At 67.8% G+C, this 22,977-nt stretch carries 20 protein-coding genes and 1 pseudogene; 12 read left to right on the forward strand and 9 right to left on the reverse strand.

Features of this window, described 5'->3' with window-relative positions; all coding sequences use genetic code 11:
• The 5 genes from GORHZ_RS00155 to GORHZ_RS00175 all read left to right on the forward strand — a co-directional run.
• Positions 1–574: 2-oxo acid dehydrogenase subunit E2 (locus GORHZ_RS00155; RefSeq protein ID WP_006329100.1), on the forward strand; the 574-nt coding region annotated here is incomplete at its 5' end.
• Positions 575–580: 6 nt separating this feature from the next.
• Positions 581–1,465 (forward strand): TIGR01777 family oxidoreductase, encoded by an 885-nt coding sequence (locus GORHZ_RS00160; protein ID WP_006329101.1) that lies wholly within the window; start codon positions 581–583, stop codon positions 1,463–1,465.
• On the forward strand, positions 1,458–2,159 hold the full coding sequence (gene lipB / locus GORHZ_RS00165) for a lipoyl(octanoyl) transferase LipB (protein WP_006329102.1): 702 nt from the start codon (positions 1,458–1,460) through the stop codon (positions 2,157–2,159). Before GORHZ_RS00160 ends, lipB begins: the two co-directional genes overlap by 8 nt.
• The gene (lipA, locus tag GORHZ_RS00170; protein WP_006329104.1) at positions 2,156–3,193 is read left to right on the forward strand and encodes a lipoyl synthase; all 1,038 of its coding nucleotides are present in this window, start codon (positions 2,156–2,158) and stop codon (positions 3,191–3,193) included. Before lipB ends, lipA begins: the two co-directional genes overlap by 4 nt.
• A 74-nt stretch (positions 3,194–3,267) precedes the next feature.
• Positions 3,268–4,014, forward strand: a complete 747-nt coding sequence (locus GORHZ_RS00175; RefSeq protein WP_006329105.1) for a DUF4191 domain-containing protein — start codon at positions 3,268–3,270, stop codon at positions 4,012–4,014.
• Positions 4,015–4,107: 93 nt separating this feature from the next.
• Here GORHZ_RS00175 and GORHZ_RS00180 read toward each other — a convergent pair whose 3' ends face one another.
• Genes GORHZ_RS00180 through GORHZ_RS00200 form a run of 5 tightly spaced genes read right to left on the reverse strand, consistent with a single transcriptional unit; the run spans position 4,108 to position 9,101 of the window.
• Positions 4,108–4,830 carry a FadR/GntR family transcriptional regulator gene (locus tag GORHZ_RS00180; protein WP_006329106.1) on the reverse strand — a complete coding sequence of 241 codons (723 nt, stop codon included), beginning with the start codon at positions 4,828–4,830 and terminating at the stop codon, positions 4,108–4,110.
• 3 nt (positions 4,831–4,833) lie between these two features.
• Positions 4,834–5,619, reverse strand: a complete 786-nt coding sequence (locus GORHZ_RS00185; RefSeq protein ID WP_006329107.1) for a 3-oxoacyl-ACP reductase — start codon at positions 5,617–5,619, stop codon at positions 4,834–4,836.
• On the reverse strand, positions 5,616–6,992 hold the full coding sequence (locus GORHZ_RS00190; protein ID WP_006329108.1) for an aldehyde dehydrogenase family protein: 1,377 nt from the start codon (positions 6,990–6,992) through the stop codon (positions 5,616–5,618). The genes GORHZ_RS00185 and GORHZ_RS00190 overlap by 4 nt, the downstream gene beginning before the upstream one ends.
• Positions 6,989–7,708: a gamma-glutamyl-gamma-aminobutyrate hydrolase family protein gene (locus tag GORHZ_RS00195; RefSeq protein ID WP_051998700.1), complete on the reverse strand. Its 720-nt coding sequence runs from the start codon at positions 7,706–7,708 to the stop codon at positions 6,989–6,991. The genes GORHZ_RS00190 and GORHZ_RS00195 overlap by 4 nt, the downstream gene beginning before the upstream one ends.
• 31 nt (positions 7,709–7,739) lie before the next feature.
• Positions 7,740–9,101 carry a glutamine synthetase family protein gene (locus tag GORHZ_RS00200; RefSeq protein ID WP_006329114.1) on the reverse strand — a complete coding sequence of 454 codons (1,362 nt, stop codon included), beginning with the start codon at positions 9,099–9,101 and terminating at the stop codon, positions 7,740–7,742.
• A 220-nt stretch (positions 9,102–9,321) separates the two neighbouring features.
• Between GORHZ_RS00200 and GORHZ_RS00205 the strand changes: the two genes are divergently transcribed.
• Positions 9,322–10,863, forward strand: coding sequence for an amino acid permease (locus GORHZ_RS00205; protein ID WP_006329115.1), 1,542 nt, complete (start codon positions 9,322–9,324; stop codon positions 10,861–10,863).
• Between the two features lie 23 nt (positions 10,864–10,886).
• Here the strand turns inward: GORHZ_RS00205 and GORHZ_RS00210 are convergent, their stop codons facing one another.
• Complete coding sequence (locus tag GORHZ_RS00210; RefSeq protein ID WP_006329116.1) at positions 10,887–11,390, reverse strand: RDD family protein; 504 nt, start codon at positions 11,388–11,390, stop codon at positions 10,887–10,889.
• 354 nt (positions 11,391–11,744) lie between these two features.
• On the opposite strand from GORHZ_RS00210, the gene glnA (GORHZ_RS00215) reads away from it, so the two are divergent.
• The 3 genes from glnA (GORHZ_RS00215) (at position 11,745) to GORHZ_RS00225 (ending at position 14,098) form a co-directional block, all read left to right on the forward strand.
• Positions 11,745–13,178 carry a type I glutamate--ammonia ligase gene (gene glnA / locus GORHZ_RS00215; RefSeq protein ID WP_006329117.1) on the forward strand — a complete coding sequence of 478 codons (1,434 nt, stop codon included), beginning with the start codon at positions 11,745–11,747 and terminating at the stop codon, positions 13,176–13,178.
• Positions 13,179–13,353: 175 nt separating this feature from the next.
• On the forward strand, positions 13,354–13,551 hold the full coding sequence (locus GORHZ_RS00220; RefSeq protein ID WP_006329121.1) for a hypothetical protein: 198 nt from the start codon (positions 13,354–13,356) through the stop codon (positions 13,549–13,551).
• 142 nt (positions 13,552–13,693) lie between these two features.
• Complete coding sequence (locus tag GORHZ_RS00225) at positions 13,694–14,098, forward strand: hypothetical protein (RefSeq protein ID WP_006329122.1); 405 nt, start codon at positions 13,694–13,696, stop codon at positions 14,096–14,098.
• A gap of 54 nt (positions 14,099–14,152) precedes the next feature.
• Here the strand turns inward: GORHZ_RS00225 and GORHZ_RS00230 are convergent, their stop codons facing one another.
• Both GORHZ_RS00230 and glnA (GORHZ_RS00235) read right to left on the reverse strand, forming a co-directional pair.
• Complete coding sequence (locus GORHZ_RS00230; RefSeq protein ID WP_051998701.1) at positions 14,153–17,164, reverse strand: bifunctional [glutamine synthetase] adenylyltransferase/[glutamine synthetase]-adenylyl-L-tyrosine phosphorylase; 3,012 nt, start codon at positions 17,162–17,164, stop codon at positions 14,153–14,155.
• Positions 17,165–17,223: 59 nt separating this feature from the next.
• Complete coding sequence (gene glnA, locus GORHZ_RS00235) at positions 17,224–18,564, reverse strand: type I glutamate--ammonia ligase (RefSeq protein ID WP_040529475.1); 1,341 nt, start codon at positions 18,562–18,564, stop codon at positions 17,224–17,226.
• 332 nt (positions 18,565–18,896) lie between these two features.
• On the opposite strand from glnA (GORHZ_RS00235), the gene panB reads away from it, so the two are divergent.
• The 3 genes from panB (at position 18,897) to GORHZ_RS00250 (ending at position 22,311) form a co-directional block, all read left to right on the forward strand.
• A complete protein-coding gene (gene panB / locus GORHZ_RS00240) occupies positions 18,897–19,763 on the forward strand; it encodes a 3-methyl-2-oxobutanoate hydroxymethyltransferase (RefSeq protein WP_006329125.1) in 867 nt (288 codons plus the stop codon).
• A 25-nt stretch (positions 19,764–19,788) separates the two neighbouring features.
• The gene (pip, locus tag GORHZ_RS00245; protein WP_006329126.1) at positions 19,789–20,751 is read left to right on the forward strand and encodes a prolyl aminopeptidase; all 963 of its coding nucleotides are present in this window, start codon (positions 19,789–19,791) and stop codon (positions 20,749–20,751) included.
• A gap of 63 nt (positions 20,752–20,814) precedes the next feature.
• Complete coding sequence (locus GORHZ_RS00250; protein WP_006329127.1) at positions 20,815–22,311, forward strand: CYTH and CHAD domain-containing protein; 1,497 nt, start codon at positions 20,815–20,817, stop codon at positions 22,309–22,311.
• A 12-nt stretch (positions 22,312–22,323) separates the two neighbouring features.
• Here GORHZ_RS00250 and GORHZ_RS00255 read toward each other — a convergent pair.
• Positions 22,324–22,977: pseudogene (locus GORHZ_RS00255) on the reverse strand (RNB domain-containing ribonuclease); the annotation flags it as partial.

Below are 22,977 nucleotides of genomic sequence, written 5' to 3' on the forward strand. Positions count from 1 at the left end.
GGCGTCCGAGGGTGTCAACCTCACGTTCCTGCCGTTCATCGCGAAAGCGGTCGTGGAGGCGCTGAAGGCGCACCCGAACGTCAACGCGTCGATCGACGAGGACAAGAAGGAGATCACCTACTACGACAAGGTGCATCTCGGCATCGCCGTCGACACCGAGCAGGGCCTGCTGTCGCCGGTCATCCACAACGCCGACGACCTGTCCATCGCCGGACTCGCCCGCGCGATCGCCGACATCGCGGCCCGCGCCCGCAAGGGTGCCGGTGGGCTCAAACCCGACGAGTTGGCCGGTGGCACGTTCACCATCACCAACATCGGCAGCCAGGGCGCGCTGTTCGACACGCCGATCCTGGTCCCGCCGCAGGCGGCGATGCTGGGCACCGGCGCGATCGTCAAGCGGCCGGTCGTGATCGCCGGCGAGGACGGTTCGGAGTCGATCGCGGTGCGTTCGATGTCGTATCTCCCGCTGACCTACGATCACCGCCTCATCGACGGTGCCGACGCGGGACGCTTCCTGACCACCATCAAGAAGCGTCTCGAGGCGGGCAGTTTCGCCGCCGATCTCGGACTCTAGGGCCCGATGCGTATAGCCGTCGCCGGCTCGCAGGGTCTGATCGGCTCCGCGGTGGTCTCCGCGCTGCGTGGCGCGGGGCACACCGTGGTCCGGCTGGTCCGCCGCGAGGCCCTGTCGGACGATGAATTCAGTTGGGACCCGGAGACATTCGGTGTTCCGGCGGAGAGCCTCGAGGGGGTCGACGCGGTCATCGGCCTCGGTGGGGTCGGGATCGGGAACCAGCTGTGGACCGGACGGTTCAAACAGGAGCTGAGGGATTCCCGGATCACCCCCACCGAGGTGCTCGCCGAGGCCGTCGCGGCCGCGAGGGTCCCGACCTTCCTCAGCGCGTCGGCCACGGGCTACTACGGCGACACCGGGTCGCGGGCGGCCACCGAATCCGACGGTCCCGGGGAAGGTTTCCTCGCCGGGCTCGTCACCGACTGGGAGTCGGCGGCCACCGCGAACGCGGGACCCGACACCCGCGTGGTGCTTCTGCGCACCGCGCCGGTGTTGTCCCGCCGCGGTGGGATGCTGGGAAGGTTGCGCCCGCTGTTCAAGCTCGGCCTCGGCGGCTCGATCGGCAACGGCAAGCAGTACTTCTCGTGGATAAGCCTGCCCGACGAGATCCGGGCGATCGCCTTCCTGCTGGAGTCGTCGATCTCCGGTCCGGTCAACCTGGCGGCGCCCGGCGCGGTCCCCTACGGCGAGTTCGTCGACGCCCTCGGCCGCTCCGTACACCGGCCCACGCTGATGTCCGTGCCGGGCTTCGTCGCCGGTCGCCTCGGCGGCGAGATGGCGCAGGAAATGATTCTGATCAGTCAGCGCGTTGCACCTGGGGTGCTCACCGAACACGGATTCTCCTTCGACCACCCCACCATCGACGCCGCACTGGAGTACGCGAATGCGTGATCGTTCCCTCCGGGCCGACGCCACGCCGATCGAGACGCGCCGCCTCGGCGTCGTCGACTACCGCGAGGCCTACGAACTGCAGCACCGCCTCGCCGAACAGCGCGCCGACGGCGTACTCGACCACGACGTACTCCTGTTGCTCGAGCATCCCTCGACCTACACCGCCGGGAAGCGCACCGAGGACTCCGACCGCCCGACGGACGGTTCCCTCGTCATCGACGTGGACCGGGGTGGCCGGATCACCTGGCATGGCCCCGGGCAGCTCGTCGGCTACCCGATCGTCAAGCTCGCCGAACCGCTCGACGTCGTCGAGTACGTGCGCCGGTTGGAGGAAGCGCTGATCGGAGTGTGCGCTGACGTCGGGGTGAAAACCCGCCGCGTGGCCGGACGCTCGGGGGTGTGGGTGTGCGATGACTCCGAACGCAAGCTCGGCCAGATCGGCATCCGCGTTGCCCGGGGGGTCACGTTGCACGGCTTCGCGCTCAACATCGACCCCGACATGTCGGCCTTCGACGCGATCGTGCCGTGTGGCATCGCCGACGCCGGGGTGACGTCGCTGAGCCGCGAGCTCGGGCGGTCACTGCGCGTCGCCGAGCTGATCGACCCGGTCGCCGCCGCGGTGTCGAAGGCCCTCGACGCCGAGGGACGCGCACCCGATACCCGAGAAACCGCCCGCGTAGGATCGGAGCGGTGACCGTGTCCCCATCCACCGACCACACCCCACCCGAACCCGCCGGCCGCAAGCTGCTGCGGATCGAGGTCCGCAACGCCGAGACCCCGATCGAGCGCAAGCCGAACTGGATCAAGACCCGCGCCACCATGGGCCCCGAGTACACCGAACTCAAGGGCCTCGTGAAGCGTGAGGGCCTGCACACGGTGTGTGAGGAGGCGGGCTGCCCCAACATCTACGAATGCTGGGAGGACCGCGAGGCCACCTTCCTGATCGGCGGCGAACAGTGCACCCGGCGGTGCGACTTCTGCCAGATCGACACCGGCAAGCCCGCCGAACTCGACCGCGACGAACCGCGCCGCGTCGCCGAGAGCGTGCAGGCGATGGGTCTGCGATACTCCACCATCACCGGTGTCGCCCGCGACGACCTACCCGACGAAGGCGCGTGGCTCTACGCCGAGACCGTGCGCGCCATCCACCGCCTCAATCCCGGCACCGGCGTGGAGAACCTGATCCCCGACTTCCACGCCAAGCCGGATCTGCTCGCCGAGGTCTTCGACGCGCGCCCCGAGGTACTCGCCCACAACCTGGAGACCGTCCCGCGGATCTTCAAACGCATCCGTCCGGCGTTCCGCTACGAACGGTCCCTCAACGTGATCACGCAGGCCCGTGACTTCGGTCTGGTGACCAAGTCCAACCTGATCCTCGGCATGGGTGAGACCCCCGAGGAGGTCCAGTCCGCGATCGTCGACCTGCACGAGGCGGGCTGCGACATCCTGACCATCACCCAGTACCTGCGGCCCTCGCCGCGCCACCATCCGGTGGAACGGTGGGTGAAGCCCGAAGAGTTCGTCGACCACTCCGATTTCGCCACCGAGCTCGGCTTCGCCGGGGTCATGGCCGGTCCGCTGGTCCGCTCCTCCTACCGTGCCGGACGTCTGTACGCGCAGGCCATGGCCCATCACGGCCGCGAGATCTCCCCGGAGCTCGCGCACCTCGCCGAGGAGGGGTCGGCGGCCCAGGAGGCCACGAGTCTGCTCGAGCGTCTGGCTCGCTAGGGCGTGTCCTGGACTTCCCGGCGAAGTCCGACGGGGGGTCCGCAGGGCGTCGCGCGCGAAGTAAGCTGGACACCATGGCAAAGGCGTCGTCGGCGAGCAAAGAAGCAAAGGCCGCAGCAAAACGGGCCCGCAGGCAGGCATCGAGGGAACGCTACAAGCAGCTGTGGCAGGCCTTCCAGATGCAGCGGAAGGAAGACCCACGGCTGATCCCGTACATGGTCGGCGCGTTCGTGCTGATCGTCGCGGTCTTCGTGGTGCTCGGGCTCGTGTTCGGCATGCTCTGGTTCCTGCTGCCGCTGGGTATCGTGCTCGGGCTGCTTGCCGCGTTCCTCCTTTTCGGACGACGCGTGCAGCGCACCGTCTACACCAAGGCCGAGGGTCAGCCGGGTGCCGCCGGGTGGGCGTTGAGCAACATGCGCGGGCAATGGCGGGTCTCGCAGGCCGTCAGCGGTAACGCCCACCTTGACGCGGTGCACCGCGTGATCGGCAAGCCGGGCGTGATCCTGGTCGGCGAGGGCTCCCCCGCCCGCGTCAAGTCGCTGCTGGCGCAGGAGAAGAAGAAGGCCGCCCGGGTCGTCGGAGACACCCCGATCTACGAGATCATCGTCGGCAACGACGACGGTCAGGTCCCGCTGAGCAAGCTCGAACGCCACGTCAACAAGCTGCCGTCCAACATCAACGGCAAGCGGATCGACGCCCTCGAGGGCCGGTTGGCGGCGCTCGGCGGGCGCAATCCCCAAGGCCCCGGTATGCCCAAGGGCCCGATCCCGGGCAACGCCAAGGTGCGTGGGATGCAGCGCACCGCGCGACGCCGCAGCTGATCCGGGCCGACGAGTTCCGACACACACGAAACTCGCAGATGCACGGAAAACTCTTCGTGTAACTGCGAGTTCTGTGTGTGGGCCGAGGCCGGGTTAGTCCAGAAACCCGTGCAGAAGCGTCGCGGTGCCCTCGACGTGTACCCGCATCGCGTCGGCGGCCGCGTCGGCGTTGCCGGTCAGGATCGCGATCAAGATTGCCTCGTGCTGCTCCTCGGAATGGGCGAGGTTGGGATCGAGCAGCGGGATACGGTCGAGCAGCCGGTTGATCCGCATCCGGTTGTCGGCGACCATCGCGACCAGCGACGGCGCGCCCGTGGCCTCGGCGATGGCCAGATGCAACCGTGAGTCGAGGCGGCGGTAGTCATCGCCACCCGCGCCGCGCATGTCGGTGAGCCTGCCCCACAACGCCTCACGCTCGGCGGCCGAGAAGGTCCGCCCGGCCGCCATCCGCGCCGCTCCCACCTCGAGGATCTCACGCACTCGTAGCGCGTCGTCGAGTTCGGCGGCGGTCACCGGTTGCGACACCGGTTCGGGCGCGGGCAGCGTGTCGGTGAGAAAGGTGCCGCCATACCGACCGCGGCGCGACACCAGGAAGCCGGCGTCGGCCAACGCCTTGATCGCCTCCCGTACCGTGTCGCGGCTCACGCCGAGCCGCCCGGCGAGGTCTCGTTCCGGTGGGATCGCCTCACCGGGCGCGAACACACCGAGCCGAATGATCTGCAACAACCGACCCACGGTCTCCTCGAACGCGTTGGCCGGCCTGACCGGCGCGAGCAAAGCGTCGGACAGATCCCCGGCACCGGATGTGGTGGTCATGGCCTACAACGGCGTCACGTAGGCCGAGCTGATACCGCCGTCGACGAGGAACGACGACGCGGTGATGAAGGAGGCGTCGTCGCTGGCAAGGAAGGCGACCGCGGCCGCGAGTTCCTCGGGTTCGGCGAAACGCCCGACGGGGACGTGCACGAGGCGGCGTGCGGCGCGCTCCGGGTCCTTGGCGAAGAGTTCTGTGAGCAGCGGCGTGTTGACCGGCCCCGGACACAATGCGTTGACCCGGATTCCCTGCCGCGCATACTGCACACCGAGTTCCCGCGACATGGCGAGCACCCCGCCCTTGGATGCCGTGTAGGAGATCTGGGACGTGGCCGAACCCATCACCGCGACGAACGAGGCGGTGTTGATGATCGATCCGCGGCCCGCCGCCGTCATATGCCGCAACGCCGCCCGACAGCACAGGTAGACCGACGTCAGGTTCACCGACTGCACACGCTGCCACGCGTCGAGTTCGGTGGTCTCGATCAGATCGTCCTCGGGCGGTGAGATGCCCGCATTGTTGAACGCGATGTCCACCGATCCGTAGCGTTCCGCCGCGGAGTCGAAGAGCGCGTCGACCTGTTCGCCGTCTGCGACGTCGACGGACATGCAGAGGCCGCCGACCTCGTCGGCGGCGCGTTTGCCGGCGTCGGGATCGACATCGCCGATGACGATGGTGGCGCCCTCGGCGCGCATCCGACGGGCCGACGCCAAACCGATACCGCTGCCCCCGCCGGTGACGACGGCGACCCGTCCGGCCAGGCGCTGCGTCAGATCGACTGTGCTGCTCATGGTTTCCCTTCCCCGTCGGAGACGGCGATGAAGACGTTCTTGGTCTCGGTGAACCCCAGCGGGGCGTCGGGCCCCAGTTCGCGGCCGAGGCCGGACTGTTTGAATCCGCCGAACGGTGTGGAGTACCGCACCGACGAGTGCGAGTTGACCGACAGGTTCCCGGCCGCCACCGCCCGCGACACCCGCAGTGCGCGGGAGAGGTCGTCGGTCCAGATCGACCCCGACAACCCGTAGTCGGTGGCGTTCGCGATCGCGACGGCGTCGGCCTCGTCGTCGAAGGGCAGCACCGCGACCACCGGCCCGAAGATCTCCTCGGTCACCACCCGGTCGGTCGGTTGTGGTGTGAGCACCGTTGGGGGAAACCAGAATCCGGGACCGTCCGGGGCGGTGCCGCGGAAGGCCACCGGCGCGTCGTCGGAGACGTAGGAGGACACCTTCTCGAGGTGCGCCCGCGAGACCAGCGGTCCCATCTCGGTGTTCTCGTCGGTGGGGTCGCCGACCCGCACTCCGGTCACCGCAGGTTCGAGCAACTCCATGAACTTCTCGTGGACGCTGCGCTGCACCAGAATCCGGCTGCGCGCACAGCAGTCCTGGCCGGCGTTGTCGAAGACGCCGTAGGGGGCGGTGGCCGCGGCCCGCTCGAGATCGCAGTCGGCGAAGACGATGTTGGCGCTCTTGCCACCGAGTTCGAGGGTGACCCGCTTCACCGATTCCGCCGCCCGCGCCATCACGTGCCGTCCGGTGGTGGTGGACCCGGTGAAGACGATCTTGCCGATCCCCCGATGCCCGAGCATCGCCTCACCGACGACATCCCCGCGACCGGGCAGGACCTGCAACAGCCCCGGCGGCAACCCCGCCTGCTCGGCGAGCTCGGCGAGTCGGATCGTGGTCAGCGGGGTCCATTCGGCGGGTTTGACGATCACCGCGTTGCCCGCGGCGAGCGCCGGAGCGAAACCCCACGACGCGATGGTCATCGGGAAGTTCCACGGCGTGATGACGCCGATGACGCCGATGGGTTCGCAGAAGGTGATGTCGATTCCCCCGGTGACTGGAATCTGCTTGCCGGACAATCGTTCCGGGGTCGCCGCATAGTAGGTCAGCACATCGGTCACGTGGTCGGCCTCCCAACGCGCCTGCCCGATGGGGTGGCCCGAGTTCGCGACCTCGAGGGCGGCGAGTTCGTCGCGGTGTGCCGCCACCGCCGCCGCGAAGTCCCGCAATCGGCCGGCGCGGGCGGCCGGCGCGAGCCCCGCCCACACGCGCTGCGCGGACTGCGCTGCGGCCACCGCGTCGTCGACCGCGGCCGCGTCGGAGTGATCGACTTCGCCGATCACCTCGGCGGTCGCCGGATTGACCAGTTCGAAGGTTGTCATACCTCCACCTCCTGCTGGGTGCGGACCCGACGGATGCGTGCGGCATCGACCACGGCGGAGAACAGCCGCAGGTCGTCGAGGCGTTCCTCGGGATGCCACTGCACCGCCAGCACGAAGTCGTCGCCGGGTATCTCCACCGCTTCGATCAGACCTTCGGCGTCGCGACCGCTCACCACCAGACCGTCGCCGAGGCGGTCGATCGCCTGGTGGTGGTAGCACTCGGCGGTGAGGTGGTCGCCGAGCAGCGAGGCCAGGCGGGTGGCCGGGGTGACCACGATCTCGGTGGTGCTGAACACGGCGTTCCCGGCGCGGTGGCGAGAATGCCCGACGACGTCGGGCAGGTGCTGGTGCAGCGTGCCGCCCATCGCGACGTTGAGCACCTGCGCGCCACGGCAGATCCCCAGCACGGGCACCCGCCGATCGAGCGCGGCGCGCAGCAGCGCGAACTCCCAGGCGTCGCGGACGTCGTCGGGCTCATCGGTCTGCGGGTGCCGATCCTGCTGGTAGGCGGCGGGATCCACGTCCTTGCCGCCGGTGAGCACGAGGGCGTCGAGTCCGGCGACGATATGCGCGGCGACCCGATCGTCCACCGGTTGCGGCGGCAGCAGCACCGCGACGCCGCCGGCGCGGCCCACCCCGTCGAAGTAGACCTCCGGTAGGTAGCTCGCGCGCACGTCCCAGACCCCGGTCTGCGCCTGCTGCAGATACGTGGTCATCCCGACGACGGGGTGTGCCCACTCCTGGCGGTCAGAGTCGTTCAAAGCCGCGCATCCTCTCCCAATCGGTCACGGCTGCTCCGTACGCGGCCAGCTCCACCCGGGCGTTGTTCAGATAGTGTTCGACGACCTCGGTCCCGAACGCGGAGCGCGCGAGGTCCGATCCGCCGAACACCTCCGCAGCCTCGGCCAGCGACGTCGGCAACCGTTGCGCGGACCCCGCATACGCGTTGCCGACGGCCATCTCCGGTAGCGGCAGCTCACGATCGATCCCGTCGAGGCCGCCGGCGATCAGCGCGGCGACGGCGAGGTATTGGTTGACGTCGCCGCCCGGGGTACGGCATTCCACCCGCATCCCCGCGCCGTGCCCGACGACCCGCAACGCACAGGTCCGGTTGTCCATCCCCCAGGCGATCGCCGTCGGCGCGAAACTGCCGTCGACATATCGCTTGTAGGAGTTGATATTCGGCGCGAAGCACAGGGACAGCTCACGCAGCGATCCCAGTACGCCCGCGATGAAGTGCCCGAACAGCGGCGACATCCCGTGTGGTGCCGTGTTGTCGGCGAAGACGGGACGGCCGTCGTCGTCGCGCAGCGAGATGTGGATGTGGCAGCTGTTACCTTCGGCCTCATCGTATTTCGCCATGAACGTCAGGCTCTTGTCGTGCTGGTCGGCGATCTCCTTGGCCCCATTGCGGTAGATGGTGTGGTTGTCGCAGGTGACCAGCGCGTGGTCGTAGCGGAAGGCGATCTCCTGTTGCCCCAGATTGCATTCGCCCTTGACTCCCTCGCAGTACATCCCGGCGCCGGTCATGCCGAGGCGGATGTCGCGCAACAGCGGTTCCATCCGGGTCGAGGCGAGCATCGCGTAGTCGACGTTGTAGTCAGTGGCCGGGGTGAGGCCGTGATAGCGCCGCGCCCACGCGTCGCGGTAGGTGTCGTCGAAGACCATGAACTCCAGTTCGGTCCCGACATAGGGCGCAAGCCCCCGCTCGGCGAGTCGATCGAGCTGTCGCCGCAGGATGTTGCGCGGTGCGGGCGCCACCGGCGTGCCGTCGACGGTGGTGAGATCGGCGATCACCAACGCGGTCCCGGGCAGCCACGGGATGCGCCGCAGCGTCGAGAGATCCGGCATCATCACCATGTCGCCGTAACCGGTGTCCCAGCTCGACATCGCGTAGCCCGAGACCGTGTTCATCTCGACGTCGACGGCCAGCAGATAGTTGCAGCATTCCGCGCCGTGCGCGGCGACGTCGTCGAGGAACAGGCGCGCCGACACCCGCTTGCCCGTCAGCCGACCCTGCATGTCGGCGAATCCGACGATCACCGTGTCGAGCTCACCCGCCGCGACGAGCCCCCGGAGGTCGGTCATGTCGAGCATGCCCTCGGTCATCGGCGCTCCTGTCGTGGATGGATCCGTCGGGTCCGGACAGGCCCAGTCAACCATTGGACGGCCGCCCAACTCCACCACCCCACCCGATTTAACCGAGATGTTTCTTCTAAAGGTGGGAATACCGACCTTTGAGGTCCTATTCTGCCTTCCTGGAGGCACCGTCGCCGCCAGCGATCACGCCCACGCCAGATTCGGCCCACACCGAGAGCGAGAACCCGCCATGGCAGACGCTGCGAAACCGGCCTTGAAGTCGTCCGGAGCCACCTACACCCACGCCGAGGACGGCTACTTCGAGAAGCGACAACTCAAACGCAGCGCCGGGTTCTGGGGCATCTGGGGAATCGGCATCGCCGCGGTCATCTCCGGCGACTTCTCGGGCTGGAATTTCGGCATCGGACAGGCCGGCTGGGGCGGCCTGGGCATCGCCGCGCTGATCATCATCGTCATGTACTTCGGCATGCTCTTCTCGATCGGCGAGATGTCGGCGGCCATGCCGCACACCGGCGGCGCCTACTCCTTCGCCCGCGCGGCGATGGGCCCGTGGGGCGGGTTCGTGACCGGATTCGCGGAGACGATCGAGTACGTCTTCACCACCGGCGTCGTCGTCTACTTCTCCGCGTCGTATGCCAACGCCATCACCGACGACCTGTTCGGACTCAGCCTGCCCGCCTGGGTGTGGTGGCTGATCCTCTACGCGGTGTTCATCGGGCTCAACTCGTGGGGCGCGGAGGCCTCGTTCAAGTTCGCGATCGTCGTCGCTGTGGTCTCGATCGGCATCCTGGTGCTGTTCGGCATCCTGGCGATCGCGAATGGCGCTGTCGACTTCGGCAAGTTGCTCGACATCGACCCGGACACGTCGAAGGCCGGCGCGAGCGACTTCCTACCCTTCGGCGTGATGGGCATCCTGTACGCGCTGCCGTTCGCGATGTGGTTCTTCCTCGGGATCGAGGAATTGCCGCTGGCCGCCGAAGAAGCCCACGAACCCACCCGGGACATTCCGCGGGCCGGGATCTGGGGCATGGTCACACTGGTGGGCTGTGCCGCGGTCGTCTTCTTCCTCAATCCCGCGGTGACCGGGTCGGAGGCGCTGGGAGGTGCCGACGAACCGCTTCTCGACGGGTTCCGCGCCTTCCTGCCCTCGGGGTGGGCGTCGGTGCTGTCGGCCTTCGCGCTGATCGGCCTGCTCGCGAGTCTGCAGGGCATCATGTTCGCCTACGGTCGCAACCTCTACTCGCTGAGCCGCGCGGGCTACTACCCGAAGGTGCTGTCGCTGACCGGGTCGCGGCAGACCCCCTTCATCGCACTCACCGCGGGTGCGGTCGTCGGATTCGTCGCGTTGCTCATCATCGAGTACTGGATCTCCGGCGCCGGCGCAATCGTGCTGAACATCGCGGTGTGGGGTGCGGTCCTCGCCTACATGCTGCAGATGGTCTCGTTCGTCATCCTGCGCAAGAAGTTCCCGAACGCGCGACGGCCGTATGTGAGTCCGACCGGCGTGTGGGGTGCGGGGGTGGCCTTCGTGGTCGCCGCGATCACCTTTGTCGGCGTGCTGATCAACCCGGACTACCGGTCGGCAGTGATCGCGATCGTCGTCTTCTACGTCATCGGCCTGCTGATCTTCGGCTTCTACGGCCGGCATCGCCTGGTGCTGTCCCCGGAGGAGGAGTATGCGGTCACCGGCGGCCTGCACGGATTCGACCCGGAGGCCGAGGGCCTCGGCGGCACGATCGAGGACGAGATCCTCAAGGGCCACACCGAGTGAACAGTGGCGCGGACGATCGACACTCAGCGCGTGCGCACCATCGCCGTCCCGGTCGATCGATCGTGCAGGGCACGGCCGTTGTAGTCGTTGATCAGCGCCGGCACCAGGAACACGATGAGCACCTGCCGCGCGAGGGCGCGCACGACACCGACCGCCGCGAACCGGACCTTGCCGGTGGCCTCCGCCTCGGCGCGCTCGGGGCCGTGGTCGACGCGCGCGACCCGCAGTCCGAGCGCGAACTGACCGGGGGTGAACCCGAACAACGAGACCGACACGACGCCGATCACGAACCACACCCCGAGGACGACGGTGCCCAGATTCGGCGAGCCGAAGCGCACGAACAGCAGCGAGATGCCGCCGGCAAGCAACCAGTCGACGAGCAGACCCATCGTGCGCTGCCATCCCGTGGCCAGCGACCCGGGGCCGTCGGCGGGCAACCCGAGGTCCTGGCCCCGGTACTCGACGTCGCCGCCACCGCCCGGACCGATCTGAGGTCCCGACAACCAGGAACCGGTCGCGCGCCCCATCACCGACCCCGCTTCTCGATGTCGGGACACGAGGGCTGGCACGGCGGTGTGGGTTGACGCATGCCCTCATCGTAGTCGGCGCGCGCAGCCGTTCTCACCTGCGGTTCCGGCGCCGTCAGGCGACTTCTCTGGGGGTTCCGCTGTGCGCGTTGCGCGGACATGGCATCGTTTCGATCCGGGATGTTGTTTGAGTTACCCACTCATCGGGTCCGTGTAACACACGAGAAACACAGACTTGACGTGTGGGCAACCTCGCGTCCATACGGTTCAGGCTGAGGTCCGCTGCCGTTCGCGGGGCGGATGAGGCGCGCCAGGTCACTGGCCCACCCGAACAAGTTAAGGAGTCACCGGACGGTGTACAGCAGCAACGAAGAACTTCTCGAGGGCATTAAGTCGTCGGGTGTCGAGTACGTCGACATCCGCTTCTGCGACCTGCCCGGCGTGATGCAGCACTTCTCGATCCCGGCAACGGCTTTCGACGAATCGGTCTTCGAGGACGGTCTGGCGTTCGACGGCTCGTCGGTGCGCGGCTTCCAGTCGATCGACGAGTCGGACATGATGCTCCTGCCCGACCCGGCCACCGCGCGGATCGACCCGTTCCGCAAGGCGAAGACGATGAACATCAGCTTCTTCGTCCACGACCCGTTCACCCGTGAGGCCTACAGCCGCGACCCGCGTAACGTCGCCCGCAAGGCCGAGGACTACCTGGCCTCCACCGGTATCGCCGACACCTGCTTCTTCGGCGCCGAGGCCGAGTTCTACATCTTCGACTCGGTCGCCTTCGACTCGCAGATGAACGGCACCTTCTACGAGATCGAGTCCGAGTCGGGCTGGTGGAACACCGGTTCGCCGACCGATCCCGACGGCAGCCCGAACCTCGGCTACAAGGTCCGGCCGAAGGGCGGCTACTTCCCCGTCGCGCCCTACGACCACTACGTCGACCTGCGCGACGAGATGTCGACCAACCTCATCAACGCCGGGTTCGAGCTCGAGCGCGGCCACCACGAGGTGGGCACCGGCGGCCAGGCCGAGATCAACTACAAGTTCAACACCCTGCTGCACGCGGCCGACGATGTGCTGCTGTTCAAGTACATCATCAAGAACACCGCCTACCAGAATGGCAAGACCGTCACCTTCATGCCGAAGCCGCTCTTCGGTGACAACGGCTCGGGTATGCACGCCCACCAGTCGCTGTGGAAGGACGGCAAGCCGCTGTTCCACGACGAGGCCGGCTATGCGGGTCTGTCGGATCTGGCGCGCTACTACATCGGCGGCATCCTGCACCACGCACCTTCGCTGCTGGCGTTCACCAACCCGACGGTGAACTCCTACAAGCGTCTCGTTCCGGGCTACGAGGCCCCGATCAACCTGGTCTACAGCCAGCGCAACCGGTCGGCCTGCGTGCGTATCCCGATCACGGGCAACAACCCGAAGGCCAAGCGCCTCGAGTTCCGCTGCCCGGACAGCTCGGGCAACCCGTACCTGGCGTTCGCCGCGATGATGATGGCGGGCCTCGACGGCATCAAGAACAAGATCGAGCCGCACGAGCCCGTCGACAAGGACCTCTACGAGCTCCCGCCGGAGGAGGCCAAGGGCATCCCGCAGGCGCCCACCTCGCTGTCCGCGGTCATCGACAAGCTCGAAGAGGATCACGAATACCTCACCGCCGGTGGCGTTTTCACCGAGGACCTCATCGAGACCTGGATCGCGCTCAAGCGCGAGAACGAGATCGAGCCGGTGCAGATCCGTCCGCACCCCTACGAGTTCTCGCTCTACTACGACTGCTGAGCACCGACACACTCAAAGGGCGGCCCGGAATCATTCCCGGGCCGCCCTTTGGGTTTCGTGGTCCCTTCGAATTCACGTCGACCGCACGCTACCTCGACAAATGCCCATGTGATTCATGTCACGTTAAGGCCTTTGTACCCTGCCGATTCACCGGTGTTGGCTTTAGGTTGAGACCATGCCCACCACCGTACGCACCCGCCGTTTCGTCGAAGACCTCGCACCCGGAGACCGGATCAGCATCGATGGCCACCGTGGCGTCGTGAAGACCGCACTCCCCAACGATGACGGTGACCTCGTCATCTCACTCGTGAACAGCTCCGAGGAGCGCGACGAGGTCGTCCTATCAGTGGGCACCAAGGTCGACATCCTCTGACTCCCCGGATCCCGGCGGCCGTCGTGTAGTCCACGGACTCGCGGCGGCCGACCTGTCTGAGTTCGACCCACTCGGGGCTCGATCGCCGTGTCCCGACGCAGGATCACGCGATAACAGGGACGTCAAGCCTAGGATTGAGTACATGATCCGCATACTGATCCGCACGCTCGTCTACCTGATCTCCGCCGCGATCGGGCTCCTGGTGGCCGACCTGATCCTCGACGATCTGGCCATCCACTGGGGCGGGTTCATCGTCGCCGTGGTGGTGTTCTCCGCGGCTCAGTTGATCCTCGGACCGTTCATCCTGAAGGTGGTCAAGAACAACGCCGAGGCATTTCTCGGCGGCGTCGGCCTGGTGTCGACCTTCGTGGCGCTGCTCCTGGCGACCCTGGTCAGCAACGGGATCGACATCACCGGAGCGGCGACCTGGATCGCGGCCACGGTCATCGTCTGGCTGGTCACCGCGCTCGCGACGATGTTCGTGCCGTTCCTTCTCGTGAAGGCCGGAATCTCGCGGGCCCGCGAGGACAACGAGACCGCCAAATAGCGGCGGTTGCGTCGGCGTCCGTCCGGTTGTCCGGCCGAACGCCGACGCGCCCGTTCACTCCCCGAAGACCTTGCGCACCACGGCCTTCGCCCGGCGCGTCACCCGCAGGTAGTTCTCCAGGAATTCCGCCGCGTGGTCCTCGGGCCAGCCGGCCGCATAGGCGACGGCGCGCAGTTGCTTACCCAACGCGGGCAGCTGGTCGACGGGCTTGCCACGGACGAGCACGAGCGCGTTGCGGGCCTTGGTGGCGGTCAGCCATGCGTTCTTGAGCAGCGCCACGTCGGTCTCGCTCAACAGCTCTGCCGCACCGATCGCGTCGAGCGATTGCAGCGTGGAAGTGTTGTGCAGGGTCGCGAAGCGATGGGCGTGGCGCAGCTGCAGGAGCTGCACGGTCCACTCGACGTCGGCGAGTCCGCCGCGGCCGAGTTTGGTGTGGGTGGCCGGGTCCGCGCCGCGCGGCAGACGTTCAGAGTCCACGCGCGCCTTGATGCGACGGATCTCGCGCACCGCCTCCGATGACACACCGCCCTCCGGATAGCGGATACGGTCGGCCATGAGCAGGAAGTCGACGCCGAGGGCGTCGTCGCCGGCGACCTGGTGGGCGCGCAGCAGCGCCTGGATCTCCCACGGCTGCGCCCACTGCTCGTAGTAGGTGGCATAGGCGGCGAGCGTCCGCACCACCGGACCGTTCCGGCCCTCCGGGCGCAGACCGGTGTCCACCTCCAAGGGCGGGTCCTCACTGGGAGAACCCAGCATCGAGCGCACCTTCTCCGCGATCGTCTGTGCCCAGCGCACCGCGGGTACCTCGTCGAAGCCCTCGTTGGGCTGACAGACGAACAACACATCGGCGTCGGAACCGTAGCCCAGTTCGCCGCCACCGAGACGCCCCATGCCGATCACCGCGATCCGCGCCGGGGCCGACTCACCGCTTTCGCGCTCGGACTCCGCGATGACCACCGTCAGCGCGGCGTTGAGCACCGCCGCCCACACGCTCGACAACGCGGCGCACACCTGCGGTACATCCATCATCCCGAGGATGTCGGCCGAGGCGATCCGGGCGAGTTCGAAGCGTCGGTGCGACCGGGCCGCCGCCACGGCGCGTTTCAGGTCCTGCTGACGGATCGTCGACGCGATCAGTCCCTTGGCGACGTCCTCGGGACGGGTCTCGCAGAGTTTCGGTCCGTTCGGCCCGTCCGAGTAGAGGTGGATCACATCCGGCGAACGCATCAGCAGGTTCGCGATGTACGCCGAGGTGCCGAGGACATGCATCAGCCGCTCGGCGACCACACCGTCGTCGCGCAGGAGCCGGATGAACCACTCCTCCTTGTCCATCGCGTCGCAGAGTCGCCGATAGTTGAGCAGACCCGCGTCCGGGTCGGGGGTGTTGCCGATCCACTCCAGCAGTGACGGCAGGATCAGCAGCTGGATCTGCCCGCGCCGCAGCGGCGCCGACGCCAGCGCCCGGATGTGGCTCAGTGCCCGGGCGGGCTGCGCGTATCCCAGCGCGGCAAGCCGGCGTTCGGCGGACTTGTCGGTGAGCGTCAGTTCGTCGGTGTTGAAGCGTGTCGCGGCATTGAGCAACGGGCGGTAGAAGAGCTTCTCGTGCAGTCGCCGGATCCGCGCCTTCTGACGCTTGAGTTCCTCGCGCAGCACCTCGGTCGGATCGTGTTCGCCCTCCCGTCGGATGTGCGCGGCGCGGGCCAGCCACCGCATGTTGCCCTCGTCGTCGAAGGAGGGCAACACGTGCGTCCGCGAGAGACGCTGCAGCTGCAGCCGATGCTCGAGCAGCCGCAGGAACTGATAGGAGGCCTTGAGGTTCGCACCGTCGTCGCGACCCACGTAGCCGCCCGCGGTGAGGGCGGTGAGCGCGTCGACAGTGGCCTGGACACGGATCTCCTCATCCACCCGGCCGTGCACCATCTGCAGCAGCTGCACCGCGAACTCGACGTCGCGCAGACTGCCGCTGCCGAGCTTGAGATTGCGCTCGCGCAGGTCTTCGGGAACCAGCGACTCCACGCGGCGGCGCATCGCCTGCACCTCGGGGACGAAATCGTCGCGCTCGGCGGCGGTCCACACCATCGGCTTCAGCGCCGCGATGTATTCGTCGGCGAGCTGCATGTCGCCGGTCATCGCCCGCGCCTTCAGCAGCGCCTGGAACTCCCAGGTCTTCGCCCAGCGGTTGTAGTAGGCGACGTGTGCGTCCAGTGTCCGCGTCAGCGCCCCCGCCTTGCCCTCCGGCCGCAGGGCCGCGTCCACCTCGAAGAATGCCAGCGTCCCGATGCGCATCATCTCGCCGGCAATCCGGGCCGAGCGCCCGTCGGCCGGTTCGCTGACGAAGATCACGTCCACGTCGCTGACATAGTTCAGTTCCCGCGCACCGCATTTGCCCATCGCGATCACGGCCATCCGCACCGAGATCGGTTTGTCCCCGCACACCTCGGTGAAGGCCACCGCGAGCGCCGCGGTCAACGCCGCATCGGCGGCATCGGCGAGAAACCCGCCGACCTCTGGCAGGTAGATGACCGGCTCGTCTTCCACCGTGGACGCCAGATCGTGGGCGGCCAACTGCAGCAGCAGATTCCGGTAGGCGATCCGCAGCGCGACGACGGCCTTCGGGCCGGTCAGCGCCGCGCGGTAGACCTTGTTGCCCTTCTCGAGTTCACCGGGCTCCCCGGTGGCGTCCACCGACGCAAGCATCCGCGCGTAGATCTCCTCGACGGTGGGCAGCGCCGGCTCCGCCAACAGCCGCCAGCTTTCCGTCTCGGCGACGAGGTGGTCGCCGAAGGCGTCCGAGCCGCCGAGCACCGAGAAGAGCCGCCCCCGAAAACCCTTGTCGGTGCGGATCAGCCGGTCGACCTCCGCCCAGTCCTCACCGACCGCCCCCTTCATCCGAACCAACGCACGCAACGCGAGGTCGGCGTCCGGCGCACGCGAGAGCGACCACAGCACGTCCACCGAATCCTCGTCGTTCCACCCCAGGTCCGCGAGGTGGTCCGGCGCGGTGCGCTCGAGAAGTCCGAGCCTCCCGGCGCTGGGAATGCGCCCACGTCCACGAGGTGAAGTCACACTCAAAAGGTAGCGGGCCGCACGCGGCCACGACCGGGCAGGGCGGGTCCTCGACGGTCCTACAGCGACAGATAGTTCTTGAGCTCGAACGGTGTGACCATGCTGCGATAGTTGGTCCATTCCGCCCACTTGTTGCGCAGGAAGTAATCGAAGACGTGCTCCCCCAGCGTCTCGGCGACCAACTCGGACTTCTCGAGCTGACCCAGCGCCTCGGCAAGGCTGCCCGGGAGTTCGCGATAACCCATCGCTCGTCGCTCGGCGGGCGTCAACGCCCAGACGTCGTCCTCGGCCGGTTCCGGGAGTTCGTAGTCCTCGGCGATGCCCTTCAGCCCGGCTGCCAGCAGCACCGCGAACGTCAGGTAGGGGTTGCAGGCCGAGTCGGGGCTGCGGACCTCGATCCGCCGCGACGACGCCTTGTTCGGGGTGTAGAGGGGCAGCCGGATCAGCGCCGAGCGGTTCGCGCCGCCCCAGGTCGCCGCCGTCGGCGCCTCGCCACCGTGGATCAGCCGCTTGTAGGAGTTCACCCACTGATTGGTGACCGCGCTGATCTCGCTCGCGTGGTGGAGGATTCCGGCGATGAACTTCTTGCCGGTGTCCGACAGCTGCATCGGGTCGTCGGGATTGTGGAAGGCGTTGGTGTCACCTTCGAACAGGCTCATATGCGAGTGCATCGCCGAGCCGGGATATTCGCTGAACGGCTTGGGCATGAAGGTGGCCCAGGCTCCCTCGTTGATCGCGACCTCTTTGACCACGTAGCGGAAGGTCATGATGTTGTCGGCCATCGAGAGGGCATCGGCGTAACGCAGGTCGATCTCCTGCTGGCCGGGGGCACCCTCGTGGTGGCTGAACTCCACGGAGATCCCCATCGATTCGAGGGCCTCGATGGCGTGACGCCGGAAGTTCGGCGCCGAGTCGTGGACGGCTTGATCGAAGTATCCGCCGGAGTCGGCCGGTGTCGGGACGCTGCCGTCCAACGGTGCGTGCTTGAGCAGGAAGAATTCGATTTCGGGGTGCACATAGCAGCTGAACCCCTGGTCGGCGGCCTTGTTGAGCTGACGTCGCAAGACATGCCGCGATGACGCCCAGCTCGGCGTCCCGTCCGGCATCACGATGTCGCAGAACATGCGAGCGGAGTGATGGCGCCCGCTCGAGGTCGTCCACGGCAGGATCTGGAATGTCGACGGGTCCGGCGTGGCGATCATGTCGGCCTCGGATACCCGGGAGAACCCTTCGACGGCCGAGCCGTCGAAGCCGATGCCCTCGGCGAATGCCCCTTCGAGTTCGGCGGGCGCGATCGCCACGGACTTCAGGTAGCCCAGGACATCGGTGAACCACAGCCTCACGAATCGGATGTCACGCTCTTCGAGGGTCCGCAGCACGAATTCCTTTTGGCGATCCATGCCCCGGAGATTAGAAGGATCCTGTTAAATCCGTGTTACGGATTCAAGTCAAACTCTACGTACTGCGGTTTTGCGCGACCCATCCCACTATTCGAGACGGATTTTCGCCGAAATGAGATGGTCGCCAGACCCGCGCTCCTCCGCCGGGCGGCGTCGCTCGGAGAACCCGGGGCATCCTATCCACCGCCGTCCACGGCCCGGACTCTCCCCGGCATGTGAGCAAAACCACAGGTCAGAGGCGCCGATCTGCGGCGCTCCGATGAGACAATGGACCTCGTCCGATCCAACCCGGGTACCTGCAGGCCAGGACTCGAGGCAGAAAAGAGACAACGATGTCGGAATCCTCGGTGTACGGCGCGTCCGGTCCGGTCACGGCCGATTCATCGCAGACAGCCACCCCCCACCGCCGCGCGACCCGCGTACAGCACCTGGCCCAGATGAAGGCCGACGGCGAGAAGTGGTCGATGCTCACCTGCTACGACTACTCCACCGCCCGCATCTTCGACGCCGCCGGGATTCCGGTGCTGCTCGTCGGCGACTCCGCGGCCAACGTCATGCTGGGCTACGACACCACGATCCCGGTGACCGTCGACGAGCTCATCCCCCTGATCCGCGCGGTGGTCCGCGGTGCGCCGCATGCGCTGGTCGTCGCGGATCTGCCGTTCGGCAGCTACGAGGCCGGACCGCAGCAGGCCCTCGAATCCGCCGTCAAGGTCTTCAAGCAGACCGGAGCGCAGGCGATCAAGCTCGAGGGCGGCGAACGTGTCGCCGATCAGATCGCCGCACTGAGCGCGGCCGGCATCCCGGTGATGGCGCACATCGGTTTCACCCCGCAGAGCGTCAACGGACTCGGCGGCTACCGCGTCCAGGGGCGCGGCGACGCCGCCGACCAACTGATCGCCGATGCGATCGCGGTCCAGGAAGCGGGCGCCTTCGCCGTCGTCATGGAGATGGTGCCGGCCGAACTCGCCGGGCAGATCAGCCGCAAGCTCACCATCCCCACCGTCGGTATCGGTGCCGGCAACGAGACCGACGCCCAGGTACTCGTCTGGCAGGACATGGCCGGGATGACCCACGGCCGCACCGCTCGCTTCGTCAAGCGGTTCGCTGAGATCGGCGACCAGTTGCGTTCCGCCGCAGAAGAATACGCCGACGAGGTTCGTCGTGGTTCGTTCCCGGCACCCGAACACAGTTACTGACACGCCACGCGCATAGGCTGTGCTGATGCGCGAGTTCTACCCGGAGATCGAACCCTACGACCAGGGCCTGCTCGACGTCGGGGACGGCCAGCTCGTCTACTGGGAGACGTCGGGGACGCCGACGGGCAAACCGGTGCTCTTCGTGCACGGCGGACCCGGTGGCGGGACGTCGCCGGATCAGCGCCGGTTCTTCGACCCGGACCGGTACCGGATCGTGTTGTTCGACCAACGCGGCTGCGGGCGATCCCGTCCCCACATCGCGGACGGCGCCGACCTCGCCGTCAACACCACCGACCACCTGATCGCCGACATGGAACGCCTGCGCGAGCACCTGGGGATCGATCGGTGGCAGGTCTTCGGCGGGTCGTGGGGGTCGACGCTCGGGCTCGCCTATGCCCAGACGTATCCCGAGCGGGTGACCGAACTGGTGCTGCGCGGCATATTCCTCCTGCGGCGCAGCGAGATCGACTGGTACTACAACGGCGGTGCCGCCCACATCTACCCGGATCTGTGGGAGTCGTATCTGGCGCCGATCCCCGAGGCCGAACGCGGCGGGGATCTGGTCGCCGCCTATCACCGGTTACTGACCTCGCGGGATCCGGAGATCGCTCGCGCGGCAGCCGGCGCCTGGACCGGGTGGGAGCAGGCGACGAGCTACCTGCTCCCCAAACCCGACGCGCCCGACGCGGAGAATCACCGCTTCGACCTGGCCTTCGCCACCATCGAGAACCACTACTTCGTCCACGGCGGTTTCCTCGACGACGGGCAGCTGCTGGCCAACATCGACCGGATCGCACACATCCCCGGGGTCATCGTCCAGGGCCGCTACGATGTCGTGTGCCCGACCCGCAGCGCGTGGGATCTGCACCGGGCGTGGCCTCAAGCCGAACTGCACATCGTCGACGACGCGGGACACGCCTCGTTCGAGCCTGGGATCAAACACCATCTGATCACCGCCACCGACCGATTCGCGGCCGAGTCCGACTAGACTTTCCGACGACATCGACGGTGACTCGGCGGCGCCCGCCGGGCCGCGGAACGGGAGGAACGGGTGGCTGCATCCGAGGTGGTCGAGATCGAGCTCAAGTTCGACGTGGATGCCGGGCACACGGCCCCCGACCTGCGCGCTCTGCCCGGTGTCATCGGCGCGACCGAACCCGAGACGTTCACCCTCGACGCCACCTATTTCGACACCGAGAACCTCGATCTCGCCGGCAACCGGATCACGATGCGGCGCCGCACCGGCGGACACGATGCGGGCTGGCACCTGAAGCGGCCGACCGGCACCGTGGGTGCCCGACGCGAACTGCGTGTCGGCTTCGACGACGCGCCCGCCGACGGTGACGTCCCGGCCGAGATGCTCACCCCGGTGGTGGCCCTGGTCCGGACCCGCAAACTGATCCCGGTGGCCGCGCTGTCCACGAAACGCACGGTCACCACACTCCTCGGCTCCGACGGCAGTCCCGTCGCCGAGTTCGCCGAGGACCTGGTGACCGCCCAGTCCCTGCTGCCGGGTGGGCACTTCCAGGAGTGGGCGGAATGGGAATTCGAGTTGCTGGGCGACCGCCCTGACAAGAACGTGCTGAAAGCGGCCGAGAAAATCCTGCAGCGTGCCGGTGGCCGGGCACCGTCGTCGGCCTCGAAACTCGCCCGGGCCATCGGGTCGACACCGTCGGTCACCGAGCCGCACGTCGGCAAGCGGCCGACTGCACTCGAACTGGTGGTGACCGACATCGCCATCCACCGCAACTCGCTGGTCGCCTACGACCCACTCGTCCGTGTCGACGCCGAGGACGCCGTCCACCAGATGCGGGTGGCATGCCGCCGGCTGCGCAGCATCTTCTCCGGGTTCCCGACGGTGCTCGACGAGGCGCGCACCGCTCACCTCAACGAGGAGTTGAAGTTGCTGGCACGGATCCTCGGGGAGGCCCGTGACTCCGAGGTCCAGCTCGCGCTCGACGAGTCTCTGCTGCGCTCGGAGAACGCATCCGACGAGCTCATCGCGACGCTGGCCGGCGCCGAGACCGCAGTCCACGACCGTGCGATCAAGGCGGCGCACAGCGCGATGAACTCCGAACGCTACTTCTCGCTGCTCGACGCCATCGACGAGCTCATCGCCTCGCCGCCGCCCGGTCCGGACGCCGACCTGGAGGCGACCGAGGCGGTCGACCGGTCCATCGCCAAGAACCGCAAGAGCATCAGGAAAGCGCAGGCGACGCTGGCGACGCTGCCCGAGGGTTCGCACGAATGGACCGAGCAACTGCATCTGATCCGTCGGCGCGCCAAGCGGCTGCGCTACAGCACCGACGCGGCCGAACCGTTGGGCCGCAAGAAATACCGCAAGGTGGCCAAGGCCGCCAAGGACATCCAGTCGGCGCTCGGGGATTTCAACGACACCGCCATCAACCGCAAACGGCTCGCCGAGATCGTCGGCTCCGGGACCGCGTCCGGCCAGGACCTGTTCGTGCTCGGACGCATCGACGCCCGTCAGGAGAACGACAGCGCGCGCGCCCTCGAGGCCTACCGGGCGGTCGCCAAGGATCTCTGAGCGCGGCGTCCGTCAGGCCGGCGCGAAGGCCACCTTCCGCGTCGAGGGATCTGCGTCGCGGAGCATGACGGTCAGACGCTCGCCCTGTCCGGGGTCACCGTCGCACGGTGCGATGACCGCCGGTTCGGTGAGGAAGACCCGCGCCGGCCGGTGCTCGGTCGCCGCGTGCAGCACGACCGCATCGAACCTCTCACCGACCCGTCCCGCAAGGAGGACGGCCTCGGCGAGGTCGATGCCGGCACGCTCGGCCGACGACGCGAGCGATCCCGCCGAGCGCAGCAGCCTCGGCAGCGTCGGCAGTGCCCGCGACACCCAACCCGGTACCGCCTGCCCCGTCGTGATCGCCAGACACACCTCGGTGGCGAAGCGGTCACCGAGGCGGCGCAGCGGTGCGGTCACGTGCGCGTAGACGCCTCCGATCGCTGCGTGGCGCACCTTATCGGCACCCGGCCGCTCCTGTGCCGGGTCGAGCACCAGGTAGTCGGCGCCCCGCATCAGGTTCGCGCCGGCCGACATGAGGGCCAGGGTCGACGGGCGGCCCTTGGGCAGGCCCGCGAGGAACTGGCCGACGGTGATGTCGGCCGGCCACGACACTCCCAGCGCCGCGGCCGCCGCGCGCAGTCCGGTCACCGCATCCGGGTTGGCGGGCGGCAGGGTGCGCAGCAG

The sequence above is a fragment of the Gordonia rhizosphera NBRC 16068 genome (assembly GCF_000298195.1).
GTDB lineage: Bacteria > Actinomycetota > Actinomycetes > Mycobacteriales > Mycobacteriaceae > Gordonia > Gordonia rhizosphera.

Bases quoted from the DNA above. Each gene is read 5' to 3' on its own strand.
- GORHZ_RS00160 (WP_006329101.1), top strand. From the start codon at position 581: ATGCGTATAGCCGTCGCCGGCTCGCAGGGTCTGATCGGCTCCGCGGTG.
- lipB (WP_006329102.1), top strand. From the start codon at position 1,458: ATGCGTGATCGTTCCCTCCGGGCCGACGCCACGCCGATCGAGACGCGC.
- GORHZ_RS00175 (WP_006329105.1), top strand. From the start codon at position 3,268: ATGGCAAAGGCGTCGTCGGCGAGCAAAGAAGCAAAGGCCGCAGCAAAA.
- GORHZ_RS00180 (WP_006329106.1), bottom strand. From the start codon at position 4,830: ATGACCACCACATCCGGTGCCGGGGATCTGTCCGACGCTTTGCTCGCG.
- GORHZ_RS00185 (WP_006329107.1), bottom strand. From the start codon at position 5,619: ATGAGCAGCACAGTCGATCTGACGCAGCGCCTGGCCGGACGGGTCGCC.
- GORHZ_RS00190 (WP_006329108.1), bottom strand. From the start codon at position 6,992: ATGACAACCTTCGAACTGGTCAATCCGGCGACCGCCGAGGTGATCGGC.
- GORHZ_RS00195 (WP_051998700.1), bottom strand. From the start codon at position 7,708: ATGACCACGTATCTGCAGCAGGCGCAGACCGGGGTCTGGGACGTGCGC.
- GORHZ_RS00200 (WP_006329114.1), bottom strand. From the start codon at position 9,101: ATGACCGAGGGCATGCTCGACATGACCGACCTCCGGGGGCTCGTCGCG.
- GORHZ_RS00205 (WP_006329115.1), top strand. From the start codon at position 9,322: ATGGCAGACGCTGCGAAACCGGCCTTGAAGTCGTCCGGAGCCACCTAC.
- GORHZ_RS00210 (WP_006329116.1), bottom strand. From the start codon at position 11,390: ATGGGGCGCGCGACCGGTTCCTGGTTGTCGGGACCTCAGATCGGTCCG.
- GORHZ_RS00220 (WP_006329121.1), top strand. From the start codon at position 13,354: ATGCCCACCACCGTACGCACCCGCCGTTTCGTCGAAGACCTCGCACCC.
- GORHZ_RS00225 (WP_006329122.1), top strand. From the start codon at position 13,694: ATGATCCGCATACTGATCCGCACGCTCGTCTACCTGATCTCCGCCGCG.
- glnA (WP_040529475.1), bottom strand. From the start codon at position 18,564: ATGGATCGCCAAAAGGAATTCGTGCTGCGGACCCTCGAAGAGCGTGAC.
- panB (WP_006329125.1), top strand. From the start codon at position 18,897: ATGTCGGAATCCTCGGTGTACGGCGCGTCCGGTCCGGTCACGGCCGAT.
- pip (WP_006329126.1), top strand. From the start codon at position 19,789: ATGCGCGAGTTCTACCCGGAGATCGAACCCTACGACCAGGGCCTGCTC.